General features: G+C 72.1%; 5 protein-coding genes and 1 pseudogene. 1 reads left to right on the forward strand and 5 read right to left on the reverse strand.

What is annotated here, in order from left to right; genetic code table 11:
- Positions 1-7 precede the first annotated feature (7 nt).
- The 4 genes and pseudogenes from SROS_RS53365 to SROS_RS31690 all read right to left on the reverse strand — a co-directional run.
- Positions 8-10,339, reverse strand: a pseudogene (locus tag SROS_RS53365) (amino acid adenylation domain-containing protein); the annotation flags it as partial.
- Between the two features lie 152 nt (positions 10,340-10,491).
- Positions 10,492-12,930: an MMPL family transporter gene (locus tag SROS_RS31680; protein ID WP_012893006.1), complete on the reverse strand. Its 2,439-nt coding sequence runs from the start codon at positions 12,928-12,930 to the stop codon at positions 10,492-10,494.
- Positions 12,930-13,199: an acyl carrier protein gene (locus tag SROS_RS31685; protein ID WP_012893007.1), complete on the reverse strand. Its 270-nt coding sequence runs from the start codon at positions 13,197-13,199 to the stop codon at positions 12,930-12,932. The genes SROS_RS31680 and SROS_RS31685 overlap by 1 nt, the downstream gene beginning before the upstream one ends.
- Positions 13,200-13,201: 2 nt before the next feature.
- Positions 13,202-15,031, reverse strand: a complete 1,830-nt coding sequence (locus SROS_RS31690) for a fatty acyl-AMP ligase (RefSeq protein ID WP_012893008.1) — start codon at positions 15,029-15,031, stop codon at positions 13,202-13,204.
- 229 nt (positions 15,032-15,260) lie between these two features.
- Here SROS_RS31690 and SROS_RS31695 point away from each other — a divergent pair, with 229 nt between their 5' ends.
- Positions 15,261-16,214: a cation diffusion facilitator family transporter gene (locus SROS_RS31695; RefSeq protein WP_012893009.1), complete on the forward strand. Its 954-nt coding sequence runs from the start codon at positions 15,261-15,263 to the stop codon at positions 16,212-16,214.
- On the opposite strand, the gene SROS_RS31700 is transcribed toward SROS_RS31695, so the two are convergent.
- The gene (locus tag SROS_RS31700; protein ID WP_012893010.1) at positions 16,204-16,764 is read right to left on the reverse strand and encodes a TetR/AcrR family transcriptional regulator; all 561 of its coding nucleotides are present in this window, start codon (positions 16,762-16,764) and stop codon (positions 16,204-16,206) included. The genes SROS_RS31695 and SROS_RS31700 overlap by 11 nt on opposite strands.
- Between the last annotated feature and the right edge of the window lie 39 nt (positions 16,765-16,803).

Below are 16,803 nucleotides of genomic sequence, written 5' to 3' on the forward strand. Positions count from 1 at the left end.
GGATCTTCACCTGCTGATCCACCCGCCCCAGAAACTCCAACCGCCCCGCACGATCCCACCGCGCCAGATCCCCCGACCGATACATCCGCCCACCACCGACCCCGAACGGATCAGCCACGAACCGCTCCGCCGTCAACCCCGCCCGGCCCACATACCCCCGCGCCACCCCCGCCCCCGCCACATACAACTCCCCCACCACCCCAGGCGGCACCGGACACAAAAACTCATCCAGCACATACACCCGCAGATCGGGAATGCCCACGCCGATGACGCTTCCCACCCCGCTCACCGCCGCCTCCCGATCCAGCGCGGCATAGGTGACGTGCACCGTGGTCTCGGTGATGCCGTACATGTTCACCAGCACCGGCGCGGTCTCGGGATGGCGGCCGTACCAGTCGTCCAGGCGTCCCGGATCAAGGGCCTCGCCGCCGAAGATCACACACCGCAGCGACAGCTCCACCCCCGCACGCTCCCGCTCAGCCCGCATGAACTGGTAAAACGCCGACGGCGTCTGATTCAGCACCGTCACCCCACACTCGGCCACCAACGCCACGAACTCCCCCGGCGACCGACTCACCTCAAACGGCACCACCACCAACCGCCCGCCATACAACAACGCCCCCCACAACTCCCACACCGAAAAATCGAACGCATACGAGTGGAACAACGTCCACACATCCGTCTCGTCGAAACCGAACCACCCCTCCGTCGAGGCCAGCAACCGCGTCACATTCCCATGCGGGACCACCACCCCCTTCGGCCGCCCCGTCGACCCCGACGTGAAGATCACATACGCCGGATGCGCAGGCACCAACCGCCCCACCTCGCCACCGGCCACAGCGGCGTCGGGAACAGCGGTGATGACGGAGCCGTCCAGCACGACCCTCGGCAGGCCGGCCGGGAGCAGCCCCTCGCTCCCCGGGACGGTGACAGCCAGCACCGGGCGGGCGTCCCGCACGATGTGTGCGATCCGATCCGCCGGATAACCCGGATCGATCGGCACATACGCACCCCCCGCCTTCACCACCGCCACCACCGCCACCACCAACTCCACCGAACGCGGCACCACCAACGCCACGAACCGCTCCGGACCCACCCCCAACCCCACCAACACCCGCGCCAACGCCCCCGCACGCGCATCCAACTCCCCATACGACAGCTCCACCCCCGACCCCACCACCGCCACCGCATGCGGCGACCGCGCCACCTGCGCCTCGAACTCCTCGGCGATCGTCGAGGGGACCCCGGGGGACGAGCCGGTGCCGGCCCAGTCGCGGAGGATGGTGTGGCGTTCACGGGCGTCGAGGATGTCGATCGCGCTGAGGGAGACGTCGGGATCGGCGGTCACGGCCCGGACGAGACGGAGGAACCTCGACACGATCCCCTCGGCGGTCTCCGGGTCGAACAGGTCGGTGGCGTATTCGAGGGTCCCCGTCAGCTCTCCGGCCGTCTCGGTCAGGGACATCAGCAGGTCGAACTTCGCGACGCCGGCTTCCACCGGCTCCGGCCGGATCGACAGCCCGTCGAGTTCGAGCTCCGCGGCGGGGTTGTTCTGGAAGGTCAGGGCCACCTGGAAGAGGGGGTGGCGGGCCATCGAACGGGCCGGACTGACGATCTCCACCAACCGCTCGAACGGAAGATCCTGATGCGCATAAGCCGCCAGATCCACCTCCCGCACCCGGCCCACCAGCTCACGGAAACCCGGATCACCCCCGGTGTCGGTCCGCAGCACCAACGTGTTGACGAACATGCCCACCAGATCGTCCAGCGCCTCATCCACCCGGCCCGCCACCACCGACCCGATCGGCACATCCGTGCCCGCACCCAACCGGGTCAGCAACGCCGCCAACGCCGCCTGCACCACCATGAACAGGCTCGCGTTCTCCTCCCGCGCCAGCGCCCTCAGGCGGCGAACCTCCTCCACGCCAATGGACACGGGGACCGACCCGCCCCGGTAGGAGGCGACGGCGGGCCGGGGCCGGTCCACCGGCAACGCGATCTCATCCGGCAACCCCGCCAGCGCCGCACGCCAGAACCCCACCTGACGGCTGACCAGACTCCCCGGATCCGACTCCTCCCCCAGCAACTCCCGCTGCCACACCGCATAATCGGCGTACTGCACCGGCAACGGCGCCCACGACGCCACCCGCCCACGAGACCGCGCCTCATAAGCGGTGATCACATCACGCGCCAGCGGAGCCATCGACCAACCGTCCCCCGCGATGTGATGCAACACCAGGGCGATCACATGCTCGTCGGGGCCCAGGGTGAACAGCGTCGCGCGGAGCGGCGGCTCAACGGCGAGATCGAATCCCCGGCCCACGGAGGCGAGCAGAGCGTCCGCGAGCTCGGCCTCCTCAAGGTGCACGTGCTCCAGCGCCGGTTCGGCGGGGTCGAGGATCCGCTGGCACGCCACCCCACCCACCTCAGGAAACACCGTCCGCAAACTCTCATGCCGACCCACCACATCACCCAACGCCCCCCGCAACACCCCCACATCCACCCCACCCGACAACCGCAACACCACCGGCAAGTTATAAACCGCCGACAACGGCTCCAACCGATTCAAAAACCACAACCGCCGCTGCGAAAACGACAACGGCACCACCCCCGAACGCACAACCCGCCCCACCCCAGGCCGCACACCCCCCGAAACACCCCCCACCCACACCGCCAACGCCGCCACCGACGACGCCTCAAACACCACCCGCACCGGCAACTCCACCGACAACACCGACCGAACCCGACTCACCAACCGCATCACCAGCAGCGAATCCCCACCCAAATCAAAAAACGAATCATCCACCCCCACCACACCGTCAAACCCCAAAACCTCCGCAAACACCCCACACAACACCTCCTCCACCACCGACCGCGGCCCCCGCCCCGACCCCACCGACACCTCCGGCACCGGCAACGCCGCCCGATCCAACTTCCCGTTCCGCGTCACCGGCAACACATCCAGCACCACCACCACCGACGGCACCATGTACTCCGGCAACACCTCCCCCACCCACCGCCGCAACTCCGCCGCGTCCACCTCCGCCGGCACGACCCGCCCCACCGGAGCGGCAACCGCTTCTCCCCCGGCCCGCCTCGCCGGAACAGCGAGCATGTCCCCCTCGACCGGACCCGCCGGAGCGGGCACCACGTACGCGACCAGCCGCCGATCCCCCGGCCGGTCCTCACGCACCACCACCGCCACCCCCGACACCGACCCATGCCGGGCCAGCACCGCCTCCACCTCACCCAACTCGATCCGGAACCCCCGCACCTTCACCTGGAAATCAGCACGACCGACGTAGTCCAACCCCCCATCGGCACGCCACCGGACCACATCACCCGTCCGGTACATCCGCTCCCCCGGACCCCCGAACGGACACGCCACGAACCGCTCCGCCGTCAACCCGCCACGCCCCAGATACCCCCGCGCCAGCTGCACCCCGGCCAGGTAAAGCTCCCCGGCCACTCCCACCGGAACCGGCCGCAACCACGGATCCAGCACGTAGACGCGGGTGTTCCAGACCGGGCGGCCGATCGGGACGGACCCGCCGTCCGGATCGGGGCGGTGCTCCCAGTAGGTGACGTCCACCGCGGCCTCGGTCGGGCCGTAGAGGTTGTGCACCGGGACGCCCAGCCGCGCGACCGCCTGGTCGGCGACCTCCGGCGGGAGCGCCTCGCCGCTGCAGATGACCCGCCGGAGGGAGGCCGGCGCCGGGCCGTCCGAGGCGGCGAGGAAGACGGCGAGCATGGACGGGACGAAGTGGACGGTCGTGACGCGTTCGGCGTCGATCAGCCCGGCGAGGTAGGCCGGGTCCCGGTGGCCGCCGGGCCGGGCGATCACCAGGGCGGCGCCGGTCTGGAGCGGCCAGAAGAACTCCCAGACCGACACGTCGAACCCGGCGGGTGTCTTCTGCAGGACCCGGTCGTCGGCGCGCAGGCCGTACCGGGACTGCGCCCACAGCAGGCGGTTGACGATCGACCGGTGGGAGACCACGACGCCCTTGGGCCGTCCGGTCGAGCCCGAGGTGTAGATCACGTAGGCGGGGTTGTCCGGCGCCGGCCGTACCTCCAGGTTCTCCGCCGAACATCCGGACACGTCCGCGCCGGCCAGCCAGTCGTGGTCGATGACGAGGACCGGGCGCGCGTCGTCGAGCATCGACGCGATCCTCCCGGCCGGGAGGCCGGGATCGATCGGCAGGTAGGCGGCGCCCGCCTTGACCACGGCGTACATCGCGACCAGCAGGTCCGGCGACCGGGGCAGCATCAGCGCCACCACCCGCTCGGGCCCGGCCTCGTGCTCGGCCAGCAGCCGCGCCAGCCGGTTCGCCCGCGCGTTGAACGCGGCGTAGCTCAGCTCCACGCCCTCGGACACCAGCGCCGTCGCGTCCGGGGTCCGCGCGACCTGTTCCTCGAACAGCCCGGCCAGCGTCACCTCGGGTACGGCCGCCGCCGTATCGTTCCATTCGCGCAGGAGCAGCTCCCGCTCGTCGCGGAAGAGACCGCCGAGGCGGCCGACGGGGGTGTCCGGCGCGGCGGCCAGCGTGGTGAGCAGGTGCCGGAACCGGTCCAGCAGCCCCTCGGCCTCCTCCTCGGTGAACACGTCGGGCCGGTACTGCAGCCGGAAGCGGAGCCGCTCCCCCGGGATGACCAGCAGCGTGATCGGATAGTGGGTCGCGTCGGCCACGTCCGCCGAGGTCAGCCGGAGATCCCCGATCGTGGTGCGCGGGTCCAGGGGGTAGTTCTCCATCACCAGCAGCGTGTCGAACAGGACGCCGCGCCGGATCTCGCTCAGCCCGAGGTGGTGGTGGGCCAGCAGCTCGGCCTGCTCGTCGCGGAGCCTGCGGAGCAGGTCTCCCACCGGTTCGGCCGGGCGGAGCCGTACCCGGACCGGCAGCGTGTTGATGAACAGGCCCACCATCCGCTCGACGCCGGGCAGCTCGGGCGGGCGGCCGGAGACGGTGCCGCCGAAGACGACGTCGTCGCCGCCGGTGAGCTGGGCGAGCAGCAGCCCGAAGGCGGCCTGCATGACCGTGTTCAGCGTGGTGGAGTGGGTGCGGGCCAGCGTGGTGAGCGCCCGGGTCGGGCCGTCGGCGAGCTCGGCGGTGACGCGGCCGGGCGGCACCGGGTCGGCGGGGGCGTGCGGGGCGACCAGCGTGGGATCGTCCAGGCCGTCCAGGGCCCGGTCCCAGGCCGCCGTCGCCGCCGCGTGGTCCTGGCGGGCCAGCCACTCCAGATACCCCTTGTACGGCGGGGCCGCGGAAGGCTCGTCCCCGGTGTAGAGGGCGAACAGCTCGGCGGCCAGCAGCGGGGTGGACCAGCCGTCGAGCAGGATGTGATGGTTGGTGAGGATCAGCTGGTGCCTGCCGGGCGCGAGCCGTACCAGGGCGAACCTCAGCAGCGGCGGCCTGGAGAGGTCGAAGCGGTGCGCCCGCTCCTCGGCGGCCACCCCGGCGGCGTCGGCGGTGGCGACCTCCCGCCAGGGGACCTCGACCCGGCGGTGCACGAGCTGGACGGGTCCGTCGCGGAACTCGAAGGAGGCGCGCAGGCCGGGGTGCCTGCGGACCAGGCGTTCGGCGGCGGTTCTGAGCCTGGCGGCGTCGAGGGGGCCGGTGAGGTCCAGCACGAGCTGGGCGGTGTAGACGTCCACGGCCAGCATGGAGTGGAAGAACAGACCCCGCTGGAGGGGGGCGAGCGGCCAGGCGTCCTGGAGGTCCGGGCCGAAGCCGTCGAGGTCGTCCTGGGTGAGCCGGGCGGTGACGTCGGAGGGGGTGAGGCCGCCTCCGGTGTGCCGGGAGATGCCGGTCAGCGCCTCCGACCAGGCGGTGGCCAGCTCGACGATCCGGTCCTCGGTGTAGTGGTGCGGCGACCAGGTCCAGGTGACGCGGAGGGTGTCGCCGAGGGCGACCGCATTGATCTCGATGCCGTGCCTGAGCGGGGCGCCGGCGTCCTGGCCGCCGGACAGCCCGCCGGACGGCCCGTCCGTCGCCGGTTCCCAGTCCTGGCCCGAGGTCGTGATCCGGCCGAGGTAGTTGAAGCCGATCTCGGGCCGGGGCAGGGCGGCCAGGACGGGCGCCGTGCCGGGGTTGAGATAGCGGAGCAGGCCGTAGCTCAGGGAGTCGGGCAGGGCACGGAGCTGCTCCTTGACCCGTTTGACGGCCTGGGCCACGCTCTGGCCCCCGTTCCTGAGGTCGCTCCAGTCGACCGGGCCGGCGTCGATCCGGACCGGATACATGGCGGTGAACCAGCCGACGGTCCTGGACAGGTCCACTCCGGCGAAGACGTCCTCCCGGCCGTGCCCCTCCAGGTCGATCAGGACCGACCGGTCCCCGCTCCATCTGGCGACAGCCGCCGCGAGCCCCGCGAGCAGCACGTCGTCGGCCCGTCCGTGGAACGCCCCGGGGACCTTGCCGAGCAGCGGCCTCGTCACCTCGGCCGGAAGCTCCACGACCGTCTCGCGCCGTTCCCCCCACGTCCCCCACCACCGGGGAGTCGCGCTCCCGTCCCCGGCGGGGCCGTCGAGGATCTCGGTCCAGCGGTCGAGTTCGGCGGTCCTGTCATGAGCGTCGCCCCCGTCGCGGGCCTCGCCTCGGTCGCGGGCCTCGTCCCGCAGGCGGTGGGCCCAGGTCCGGAAGGAGGTCGGGACCGGGGCCAGCACCGGAGCCTTCCCTTGAACCGCCGCCTCCCAGGCGGCGAACAGATCCGGCAGCAGGATCCGCCACGACACACCGTCGACCGCCAGATGATGGACGGTGAGCACGAGCCTGCCGGAGACCTCCGGCCCGGCATCCAGCCACGCGACGCCAACCATCCTGCCCGCCACCGGATCCAACCCGCACCGCAGCAACTCGACCTGCCCGGCGACCGCCTCCTCCACCTCCCCGGCGACCTCGACCCGGCGCACGTGCTCCACCGCCCGGACCACCCCGCGCGCCATCACCTCCAGCCCCGACACCCCCGGCCCGGCCACCCTCAACCGCAGCACGTCATGACAGTCCAGCACGGCCTGCACCGCGACGATCAGATGATCCAGGCCAAGCCCCGGGGGGACCCGCAGGACCACCGTCTGGTTGAACCCGTCGATCGGCCCGCCCCGCTCCGCCAGCCAGGCCATGATCGGGGTGGCCGGGACGGCTCCCACGCCGTCGTCGCCGGTGACGACCGTCTCCACGGCCTCGTGCGCGACGAGCGCGAGAGCCTCCGGGCTCCGGTGCTGGAAGACGTGCTTGGGCGTGAGTCCCAGCCCGGCCTCGCGGGCGCGGGCCACGAGCCGGATCGCGAGGATGCTGTCGCCGCCCAGGTCGAAGAAGCCGTCGTCGGCGCCGACCCGCTCCACCCCCAGCACCTCGGCGAACAGCGCGCACAGCAGCCGTTCCCGATCCGTCGCGGGCTCCCGGCCGGAGGTCTCCCGCTCCGGCGCGGGCAGTGCCCGCCGGTCCAGCTTGCCGTTGGCGGTCAGCGGCATCGCGTCCAGCACCACGATCGCGGCCGGGACCATGTAGTCGGGCAGGGCCCGCCGGGCATGCCGCCGCAGCTCGTCGGCGTCCGCCGTACCGGTGACGTAGGCGACCAGGCGCCGGTCCCCGGGCTGGTCGTCGCGGGCCAGCACGGCCGCCTGGCCGACGCCGGGGTGACCGGCGAGCACGCTCTCGATCTCTCCCAGTTCGATCCGGAAGCCGCGCACCTTGACCTGCCGGTCGGCCCGGTCCAGGTACTGGAGCTGGCCGTCGGCCCCCCACCGGACCAGGTCTCCGGTGCGGTACATCCGCCCGCCGGCCCCGGTCGGATCGGCGACGAACCGCTCGGCCGTCAGACCGGGCCGGTTGAGGTAGCCCCGGGCCACGCTCGGGCCCGCGACGTACAGCTCGCCGGCCGTGCCGGGCGGGACCGGGCGCAGGCCGGGGTCCAGGACGTGCAGGCGGGTGTCGTAGACCGGGCGGCCGATCGGGGTGTCGTCGGGAGAGGTCAGCGGGTCGCTGGTGGCGACCACGACCGTGGTCTCGGTCGGTCCGTACACATTGATCATCCGACGGCCGGCGGACCAGCGGCGGACCAGCTCGGGGCGGCAGGCTTCGCCGCCCACGAGCAGCGTCCGCAGGTCGGGGAGCGGCCGCTCCGGGATCGTCGCCAGCGCGGCCGGGGTGATGAAGGCGTGGGTGACGCGCGTCTCGGCGAGGAAGCGGCCGAGCGGCTCCCCGCCGTAGACGCCGGCGGGGGCCAGTACGAGCGCCGCCCCCGAGGAGAAGGCCATCAGCCACTCCAGCACCGCCCCGTCGAACCCGATCGAGGCGAACTGGAGCACCCGGCTGTCCTCGGTCACCGCGTACCGGTCGATCTCGGTCCGCGCGTAACCCGGCAGGCCCGCGTGGGTGACCAGCACGCCCTTGGGCAGGCCGGTCGAGCCGGAGGTGAAGACGACGTAGGCCGGGTGGCCGGGCAGCAGCGCGGTCACCGGATCGGAACCGGGGAGGCCGTCCCCGGTCCAGGTGTCCATCATGACGACTTCCGCGCCGGAGAGACCGTCCTCGATCCGGGTGCCCGCCCTCCCGGCCCCGCCTCCGTCGCCGCTTCCGCCTCCGTCGCCGGCTCCGGCTCCGGCTCCGGCTCCGGCTCCGGCTCCGGCGAGGCTCTCTCCGGTCCGGGCGTCCACCGTGTCCGCCCCGGGCGGCGGGAGGAGCCCGGCCGCCGCACAGGTGACCACGATCGGCGGCGCGGCGTCGGCGAGCATCACCGCGAGGCGGTCCCGCGGGTAGTCGGGGTCCAGCGGCAGGTAGGCGGCACCGGACTTCAGGATCGCCAGGAACGCGACGACCATGTCGAGCGAGCGGGGCACCGACAGCCCGACGTAGCGGTCGGGTCCGGCGCCCCGGGCGATGAGATGGTGCGCCAGCCGGTTGGCCCGGACGTTCAGCTCGGCGTAGGTGACCTCGGTGTCCCCGGCCACGACGGCCACGGCCTCGGGGCGCCGCCGTACCTGCTCCTCGAACAGGGTGACGGCGGTGCCGTCCGGCACCTCGCGCGGCGCGCCGCCCCAGTCGCCGAGGAGCGCCCGCTCGGCCTCGTCGAGCAGGTCGATCGCGCCGACGCGCAGGTCCGGGCTGGCCTGGGCGATCTGGGCCAGGCAGCGCAGGAACCGGTCGTGGTGGTCGGCCAGCTCGGCCTCGCCGTACAGCTCGGGGTGGCCGTCGAAGTCGATGCGGACGCCGCGCCCGTCGGAGCCGTCGTAGAGGTTGATCGACAGGTCCTCGATCGGCCCGGTGGACAGCGGGTGCGCGGTGGCGGCGTGACCGGCGAACTTCAGGTCGTAGTCGAAGCGCATGATGTTGACGACCGGCCCGAACAGCCGCCCGCGCACCTCCCGGCGCAGGTCCTCGTACCGGTAGCGCTGGTGCACCAGCAGCCGCCCGACCTCCCGGGTGACCTGCCCGACGAGCTCCCCGAAGGTCGTCTGCGGCCGTACGGCCAGGCGGAGCGGGAGCACGTTGGAGACCATGCCGGGGGTGCGCCGGGCGGTCGGCGTGGTCCGGGCGGTGACCGCCAGCCCGAGGACCACCTCCTGGGCCCCGGTGAGGCGGCCGACGAAGGCCGCGACCGCGGCGATCATGAGCCCGGACACGGCCGTCCCGTGGGAGAGCGCCCCTTCCGTCAACGCGGCGGCGTCACGCTCCCCCAGCATCGCGCTCCACCGGTGGAAGCGCGAGGTGGCGACGGCCGTGCCGGAGGAGAGGGCGGGTACGGCGGGCAGGTCGGCGAGTTTGCCCAGCCAGTGGCGGCGGTCGGCCTCGAAGCGGTCGGAGGCCCGGTAGGCGGCGTCCTCCTCCAGCAGGGTGGCCAGTGACCCGAGGCCGCCGGGGTCGGGGTCGCGGCCCTCGGCCAGCGCGGTGTAGACCTCCGCCAGGCGCTGGGCGATCATCGGCCCGCTGTAGCCGTCCATGATCACGTGATGGCAGCGGAGGTACCAGAGGTAGCGGTCGTCGGCGACCCGCAGCAGGGCGGTGGCCAGCAGCGAGCCCTCCCCCAGGGGGGAGGCGAGCTGGGCCCGCATCCACTCCAGGGCGGCCCGCTCGTCTCCGAGGTCGAGGAAGGGACAGGCGGGCTCCCGCTCCTCGACGATCTGCCCGCCCTCGACGATCCGGACATGGATCGCGTCGACCTCCCGGGCCGCCAGGCGGACGGCCGAGGCGAAGAGCACCGGGTCCACCGGCCCCGAGATCTCAATGTACTGGGCGATATGGATCGGGTCCTCAGGGGCGATCCGCTGAGCGTGCCACATTCCACTCTGCGCTGCGGACAATGGCAGGAAGGAACCCGGGATAAGCACCGTCGCCACGCTTTCCACCTTGGCCGAAGAAATGCCTGATGGGTGCGTATCAGCACCTCAGAGGGGTAGAAACGCATTGTGTGCGACGATCTGCCCCACGTTTGTTACCTGGCAGTAAACCACAGGTGTGATCTATATCGCAATAATGGAATTTGTCATTTCCCGCTAAACTAACCGCCCATTTTTTCGCCTTTCATCAAGACGACCCGGCTGGATCTGAGCATGACGCGCGGCCGTACCAGTCCACGGGGCCGGAGCAGGACCTGGGGCCGCACCCGGGGGTCCGGCCGCCGGACCGGCCGCCCCGCGCGGTGCCACCAGGACAGCCCTCTCGCCAGCCGGCTCGGCCACCAGACGGCGTCGCCGACGTCCAGGGTCAGCGCGGTGACGAGCACCGAGCGGACGATCATCGTGTCGAGCAGCACGCCCACCGCCACCGCGAAGGCGATCTGCACGGTCTGCGTCAGCGGCAGCACCACGAGCACCGCGAAGGTGCCCGCGAGCACGACCCCGGCCGAGGTGATCACGCCGCCGGTCGCGCCGAGGCCGAGGATCGCGCTGTGCGCGGTGCTGTGCCGGTGCGCCTCCTCCCGCACCCGGTGCATCAGGAAGATGTTGTAGTCCACCCCGAGCGCCACCAGGAACACGAAGACCAGCAGGACGAACCCCTGGTCGACCCCGGCGAAGCCGAACAGGTGGGTGAAGGCCAGCGAGCTGATCCCCAGCGTCGCCAGGAACGACACCACGACGGTCGCCAGCAGCAGCAGCGGCGCGACGAGCGAGCGCAGCAGCAGGGCCAGCACCGCGAAGACCACCAGCAGCACCAGCGGGATGATCAGTGCGCGGTCCCGCTGCGCGCCCCGCTCCAGATCGGCGACGAGCGCCACGTTCCCGCCGACGTTGACGTCCGGGGCGGCCACCGCCCGCAGCCGGTCGCGCAGGGCGAGCACCTCCTGCTGCTCGGACTCCTCGCCGTCGCCGGCGCGCACGCTCACGTTGAGCAGGATGTCGCCGTTCCCGGCCGCGCCCAGCGAGATCGCGGTGACCTCGGGCCGCTGGGCGGTGTCCACGATCACGTCCCTGACGTACTGCTCGGTGGTGACCACCTGGACCGGGTCGGCCGCGCCGGACGGGAAGTGCCTCGCGGCGGCCTCCTGCCCGACGACCGAGTCCGGCCGGCCGAGGAACACGTCGGCGTTGCCCAGCCCGCCCGCCTTGTAGGAGGCCAGCCCGGACGCGCATACGCCCAGCCCGATGACGGTGACCACCCACACCAGCCGAGGATTTTTCGCGATTTTTCGGCCTAAAGCTCCCCAGATTCCGGCGTCGGCAGGCGGCTCCCCGGCCGCACCGGACGGCCGCACCGGGCCACGCCCGCCGGACCGGCCCGCCCCGGCCTCCCTTCCGCCCCCCGGCGCGTGGTCCGGCCGCTCCGAGGACCGGCAGCGCGGGATGAGCGGCCAGAACACCCACCGCCCGAAGACGACCATCACGGCGGGCAGCAGCGTCATCATGGCGAGCATCACGCCGGCCACGCCGACCGCCGAGACCGGCCCGAGCCCCTTGGTGGAGTTGAGGTCGGCCACCAGCAGGCAGAGCAGCCCGGCCACCACGGTCGCCGCGCTCGCCAGCACCGCCGGCCCGGCCCGGCGCAGCGCCACCGCCATCGCCTCGTGCCGGTCCTCGTGCCTGCCCAACTCCTCCCGGTAGCGGGCGATGAGCAGCAGCGCGTAGTCGGTCCCCGCGCCGATCACCAGGACCATGAGCAGCGAGACCGCCACGCTGCTGACCGTGATCACCTCGGCGGCGGCGAGCAGGTAGTTGACCCCCATCGCGACGACCAGTCCCACCAGCACGACGCTCAGCGGGAACAGCCAGAGGAGCACGCTGCGATAGGTGATCAGCAGCACCACCACCGCCACGCCCATCGCGGCCAGCAGCAGGTTGGTGTCCACGGTCGAGAACACCGCGAGCGCGTCGGCCTGGAACCCGACCATGCCCGTGATGTGCGCGGCCAGCCCGGCGGGGCGGCCCGCGTCGACGACCCGGCGCACCCGCTCGACGACCTCGGCCGTCTCCCGGCCGCCCCGGTCCCTGACGATGACCACGACCTGGACGGCCTGGCCGTCCTTGGACCGCTGCGCGGCGATCAGCTTGATCGTCTTGGTCAGCCTGGGCATCTGGAGCTTCCGCTCGACCACCTGCAGCTGCTCGGGCAGCCTCCCCCTGGCGTCCCGGTACGGCTTGAGCTCCCTGTCGAACTCCGCCCGCCCGAAGGTCTTGCCCCCGGTCGGCGTGGGCAGCTCCGCCACCACCCCGTCGATCCCGGCGAACTCCTTCATGTCCCGGGCGATCTCGTCCCGGTCGGCCGTGGTGACGCCCTCACGCCGCTCGTAGACGATCGTCGCCGGGGAGAGGTTCTCCCCCTGCATGCCGAGGATGCGCTTGACCGCCCGCGCGGAGTCGGCGTTCTCGGGGAGGTAGGCGGCGATGTCGTCCTTCTGCACCGACTCCAGCCGCCCGGCGAAGGAGGCGGCCGTCCCGATGATGCCCAGCCAGATGACCAGCACCACCCATTTCGTGCGCCGGCCGCACAGCAGAGCGGTCATCAGCCCGCGCTCAACCGTCCCCGGAGGTGGTCCGCCATGGCCGCGACCGTCGGATGCTCCCAGGCGAGGGTCGGCTCGATCTCCAGCCCGTACTCCGCCTCGATGTCGCCGCACAGGCTGAGCGAGTAGACCGAGTCCATGCCGTACTGGGCGATCGGCACCAGCGGGTCGATCTCCTCGGGGGCGCGCACCACGTACGAGGCCACCTGGGCCCGCAGCCAGCCCCGAATGGCGTCCAGGTCGGTGGCGATCCCGGCGTCGGCGGACATGCTCACGCTCCTTCTGCTACGGCTTCTGCTACGGCGCGCGCGGCCGGTACGGCCTGCGCGGCTGGTACGGCGTGTGCGGCCGGTACGGCATGCGCGGCCGGCGCGCCGGGCCCGGCCTGTTCGGCCCGCGCGGCGACCGCCGCCGTGAGCTCGGCGTGGACGACGGGCAGCGACCCACCCAGCAGCAGGTCGCGGGTGCGGGAGCGCTGGACCTTGCCGCTGGTGGTCTTGCCGACCCCGCCGCGCTCGACCAGCACGACGCTCATCGACGGCAGGCCGAACAGGCGGGCGAGCTCTCCCTGGACCAGGCGGGCGACCTCTCCGGCGGAGGCGCCGCCCAGACGCTGCCGGCGGACCTCCTGGACGAGCACCACGTGCTCGCCCCCCGCCTCGACCCCGAAGGCCGCCGCGGCGCCCAGCGACGGGTGCGCCTCCCGGGCCGCCTCCTCCAGGTCCTGCGGGTAGAGGTTGCGCCCGTTGACGATGACGACGTCCTTGCTCCGGCCGGTGACGTAGAGCTCCCCGTCGAGCATGAAGCCGAGGTCCCCGGTCCGCAGGAACGGCCCGTCGCCGTCGGCGGTGCGCCCGCCGAAGGCGTCGCGGCTGGCCTCCGCGCGCTGCCAGTAGCCCCGCGCGACGCTCGCGCCGCGCACCCAGATCTCGGCGACGCTCCCGTCCGGCAGGACCGCGTGGGTCTCGGGGTCGACGATCCGCACGGTCATGCTGATCGGCCGCCCGCAGCCGACCAGTTCCACGCCGTCCGGCGCGGGGACCGCCTCGTGCCGCTCCAGCGCGCCGGTGTCGAACCGGCGGATCAGCGGCCCGTGCCCCAGCGGGGTGGCGGTGACCACCAGGGTGGCCTCGGCCATGCCGTACGCCGGGGCCCAGGCCTTCTCGCTGAAACCGGCGGCCCCGAAGCGCCCGGTCATGGCGCGCAGCGTGCCGGTGCGGACCGGTTCGGCCCCGTTGAGCGCGAACCGCAGGCTCGACAGGTCGAGGCCGGCCACCTGCCCGTCGGTGACCCGGCCGGCACACCACTCGTAGGCGAAGTTCGGCGCGACGGTGTATCCGGCCCGGTAGCGGCTGATCATCTCCATCCAGAGCGCGGGGCGCATGACGAAGGCGATCGGCGAGGCGAAGTACAGGTCGCCGCCCGCGTAGATCGGCTGGAGCAGCATGCCGATCAGGCCCATGTCGTGGTAGTGCGGCAGCCAGCCGACCCCCACGCCCTCCTCCGGCGAGCCGATCGCCCGCCAGATCTCCTCCTCGTTGTGGAGCAGGTTGGCGTGGGTGAGCATGACGCCGCGCGGCTCGCTCGTGGAGCCGGAGGTGTACTGCATGTAGGCGAGCGTGTCCGGCCCGATCTCCGGCATCGCCCACTCGTCGGGGCCGGGCAGGTCCAGGGTGTCGGTGGCCACGCACTCGACCGCGCCGTCCAGGCCGACGTCGCGCAGCCACCGGGTGAGCATGGCCTGGTTGGCCGAGTCGGTGAGCACGAACCGTACGTCGGCGTCCTTGATGATCCCCTCCGCCCGCTCCAGCGCGCGCGGGTCGGTCTGCGGCAGCGGCGAGGGCACCGCGATCACGCGGGAGTACAGGCAGCCGAGGAAGGCGGTCAGGAACTCCAGTCCGGCGGGGTAGAGCAGCAGCGCCGTCTGGTCCGCCGCCCGCCGCCCGGCCAGCCATGCTCCCGTGGACCGGGCCCGCGTGTCGATCTCGGCGAAGGTCAGGCGGCTCTCGGTGAGCTCGCCCCTGCGGTCCTCCACGAAGGTGTACGACCGTTCGTGCCCACATCGGTCGGCCTGCGCGCGCACCCGCTCCACAAAGGACATCTGGTCATCTCCCGTGACGGCAAGACAACCCAACATAGGAGGAAAGATCAGCCGGTCCCAGGCCTGCGCCGCACAAGCTACCGCTCGGTTTTATGCGGAAAGTTAGTATTTTGCCCCCAGCGAATTATCCCTTCAATCCGTGTCGGCACAGAGCGGGATGTTGCCCTGTTAGGCTTACCTTGCTTAACATCTGAGCAACTGTTCAAGTGTTAGTAGGATGGATCTTGTGATGGGTCACGGACACGGGCATGGGCACGGGCATGGGCACGGGCACGGCGCGGACTCCGACCGCCGCTACCTGGCGGCGGCGCTCGTCCTTCTGGTCGTCTTCATGGCGGCCGAGGTCGTCATCGGCGTCATCGCCAACTCCATCGCGCTGATCTCCGACGCCGGGCACATGCTCACCGACGCCGCCTCCATCGCGCTCGCCCTGATCGCGATGAGCATGGCCGCCCGTCCCGCCCGCGGCGCCTACACCTTCGGCTGGAAGCGCGCCGAGATCCTGTCGGCGGCGATCAACGGGCTGACGTTCGTGCTGCTCGTCGTCTACTTCGTCTACGAGGGCGTGCGCCGGCTCATCGAACCGCCCGAGGTCAAGGGGCTGCTGGTCTTCGGCACGGCCCTGGCCGGGATCGCGGTCAACGCGGTCGCCGCCTGGCTCATCGCCAGGGCCGACCGGAGCAGCCTCAACGTGGAGGGCGCCTTCCAGCACATCCTCAACGACATGTACGCCTTCATCGCCACCGCGATCGCGGGCGCGGTCGTCTGGCTCACCGGCTGGGGCCGGGCGGACGCGATCGCCGCCCTGGTCGTCGCGGCGCTGATGGCCAGGTCCGCCTACGGCCTGCTGCGCGACGCCGGGCGCATCCTGTTCGAGGCCGCGCCCCCCGGCGTGCATCCCGCCGAGGTGAGCGCCGCGATCACCGCCCACGGTGACGTCACCGGTGTGGAGGACCTGCACGTGTGGACCGTGACCAGCGGCTTCCCCGCGCTGTCCGCGCACGTGATCGTCAAGACCGGCGGCGACTGCCACCGGATCCGCCGCGAGCTCGCCGAGCTGCTCCACGAGCGCTTCCACATCGACCACACCACCCTGCAGGTCGACCACGTGCCGGGTACGGCCTGCCGGATCGTCAAGGCCTCCGGCACGGGAACCTCCCGGCAGGAGGCGATCACGCCCTGAGGCAGGCCTCGAAGACCGCGGTGAGCCGCCTGACCACGGTCTCCTGGTCGGGCGCCTCGAGCGCGTCCGAGCCGTAGAGCTGGCTCAGGGTGCCGGCGCCGGTGATGAGCGCGGTGGCGATGGTCGCGCGGAAGATCGCTTCCGGTCCGGGCAGCCGTGCGGCCAGCGGCTCCAGGATCGCCGAGCTGACCCGGTCCCGGATGAGCCCGTGGGTCTCCGAGCAGGACGCCGACCGGATGAGCGCCGCCATGACCGGGCTCCCCCGGTCCGAGCGGAGGCGTTCGGCGACGTACTCCGCCAGGCGCCGGGGCAGCTCTCCCTCGGGGACGTCCAGCACGCCGGGGAAGCGGCCCTGCATGGCGAGCACCTCGGCGAACAGCTCCCGCTTGGAGCCGAAGTAGCGGTTGATCAGCGCGACGTTGGCGTCCGCCTCCGCGGAGATCAGCCGCATCGTCACCTGGTCGTAGCCCAGCTCGGTGAACAGCCGGCGGGCGGCGTCGAGAATGCGGCGCCGGGTGCCCTCCCGGTCGCGCTGCCGTACCTCATCCACCCTTCCGATCCTTCCAGATTTGACCAGTAAACAAGCGTC

This window comes from Streptosporangium roseum DSM 43021, assembly GCF_000024865.1.
GTDB lineage: Bacteria > Actinomycetota > Actinomycetes > Streptosporangiales > Streptosporangiaceae > Streptosporangium > Streptosporangium roseum.

Excerpts from the sequence above, each read along its gene's own strand:
- SROS_RS31680 (WP_012893006.1), bottom strand. The coding sequence starts at position 12,930 with ATGACCGCTCTGCTGTGCGGCCGGCGCACGAAATGGGTGGTGCTGGTC.
- SROS_RS31685 (WP_012893007.1), bottom strand. The coding sequence starts at position 13,199 with ATGTCCGCCGACGCCGGGATCGCCACCGACCTGGACGCCATTCGGGGC.
- SROS_RS31690 (WP_012893008.1), bottom strand. The coding sequence starts at position 15,031 with ATGTCCTTTGTGGAGCGGGTGCGCGCGCAGGCCGACCGATGTGGGCAC.
- SROS_RS31695 (WP_012893009.1), top strand. The coding sequence starts at position 15,261 with ATGGGTCACGGACACGGGCATGGGCACGGGCATGGGCACGGGCACGGC.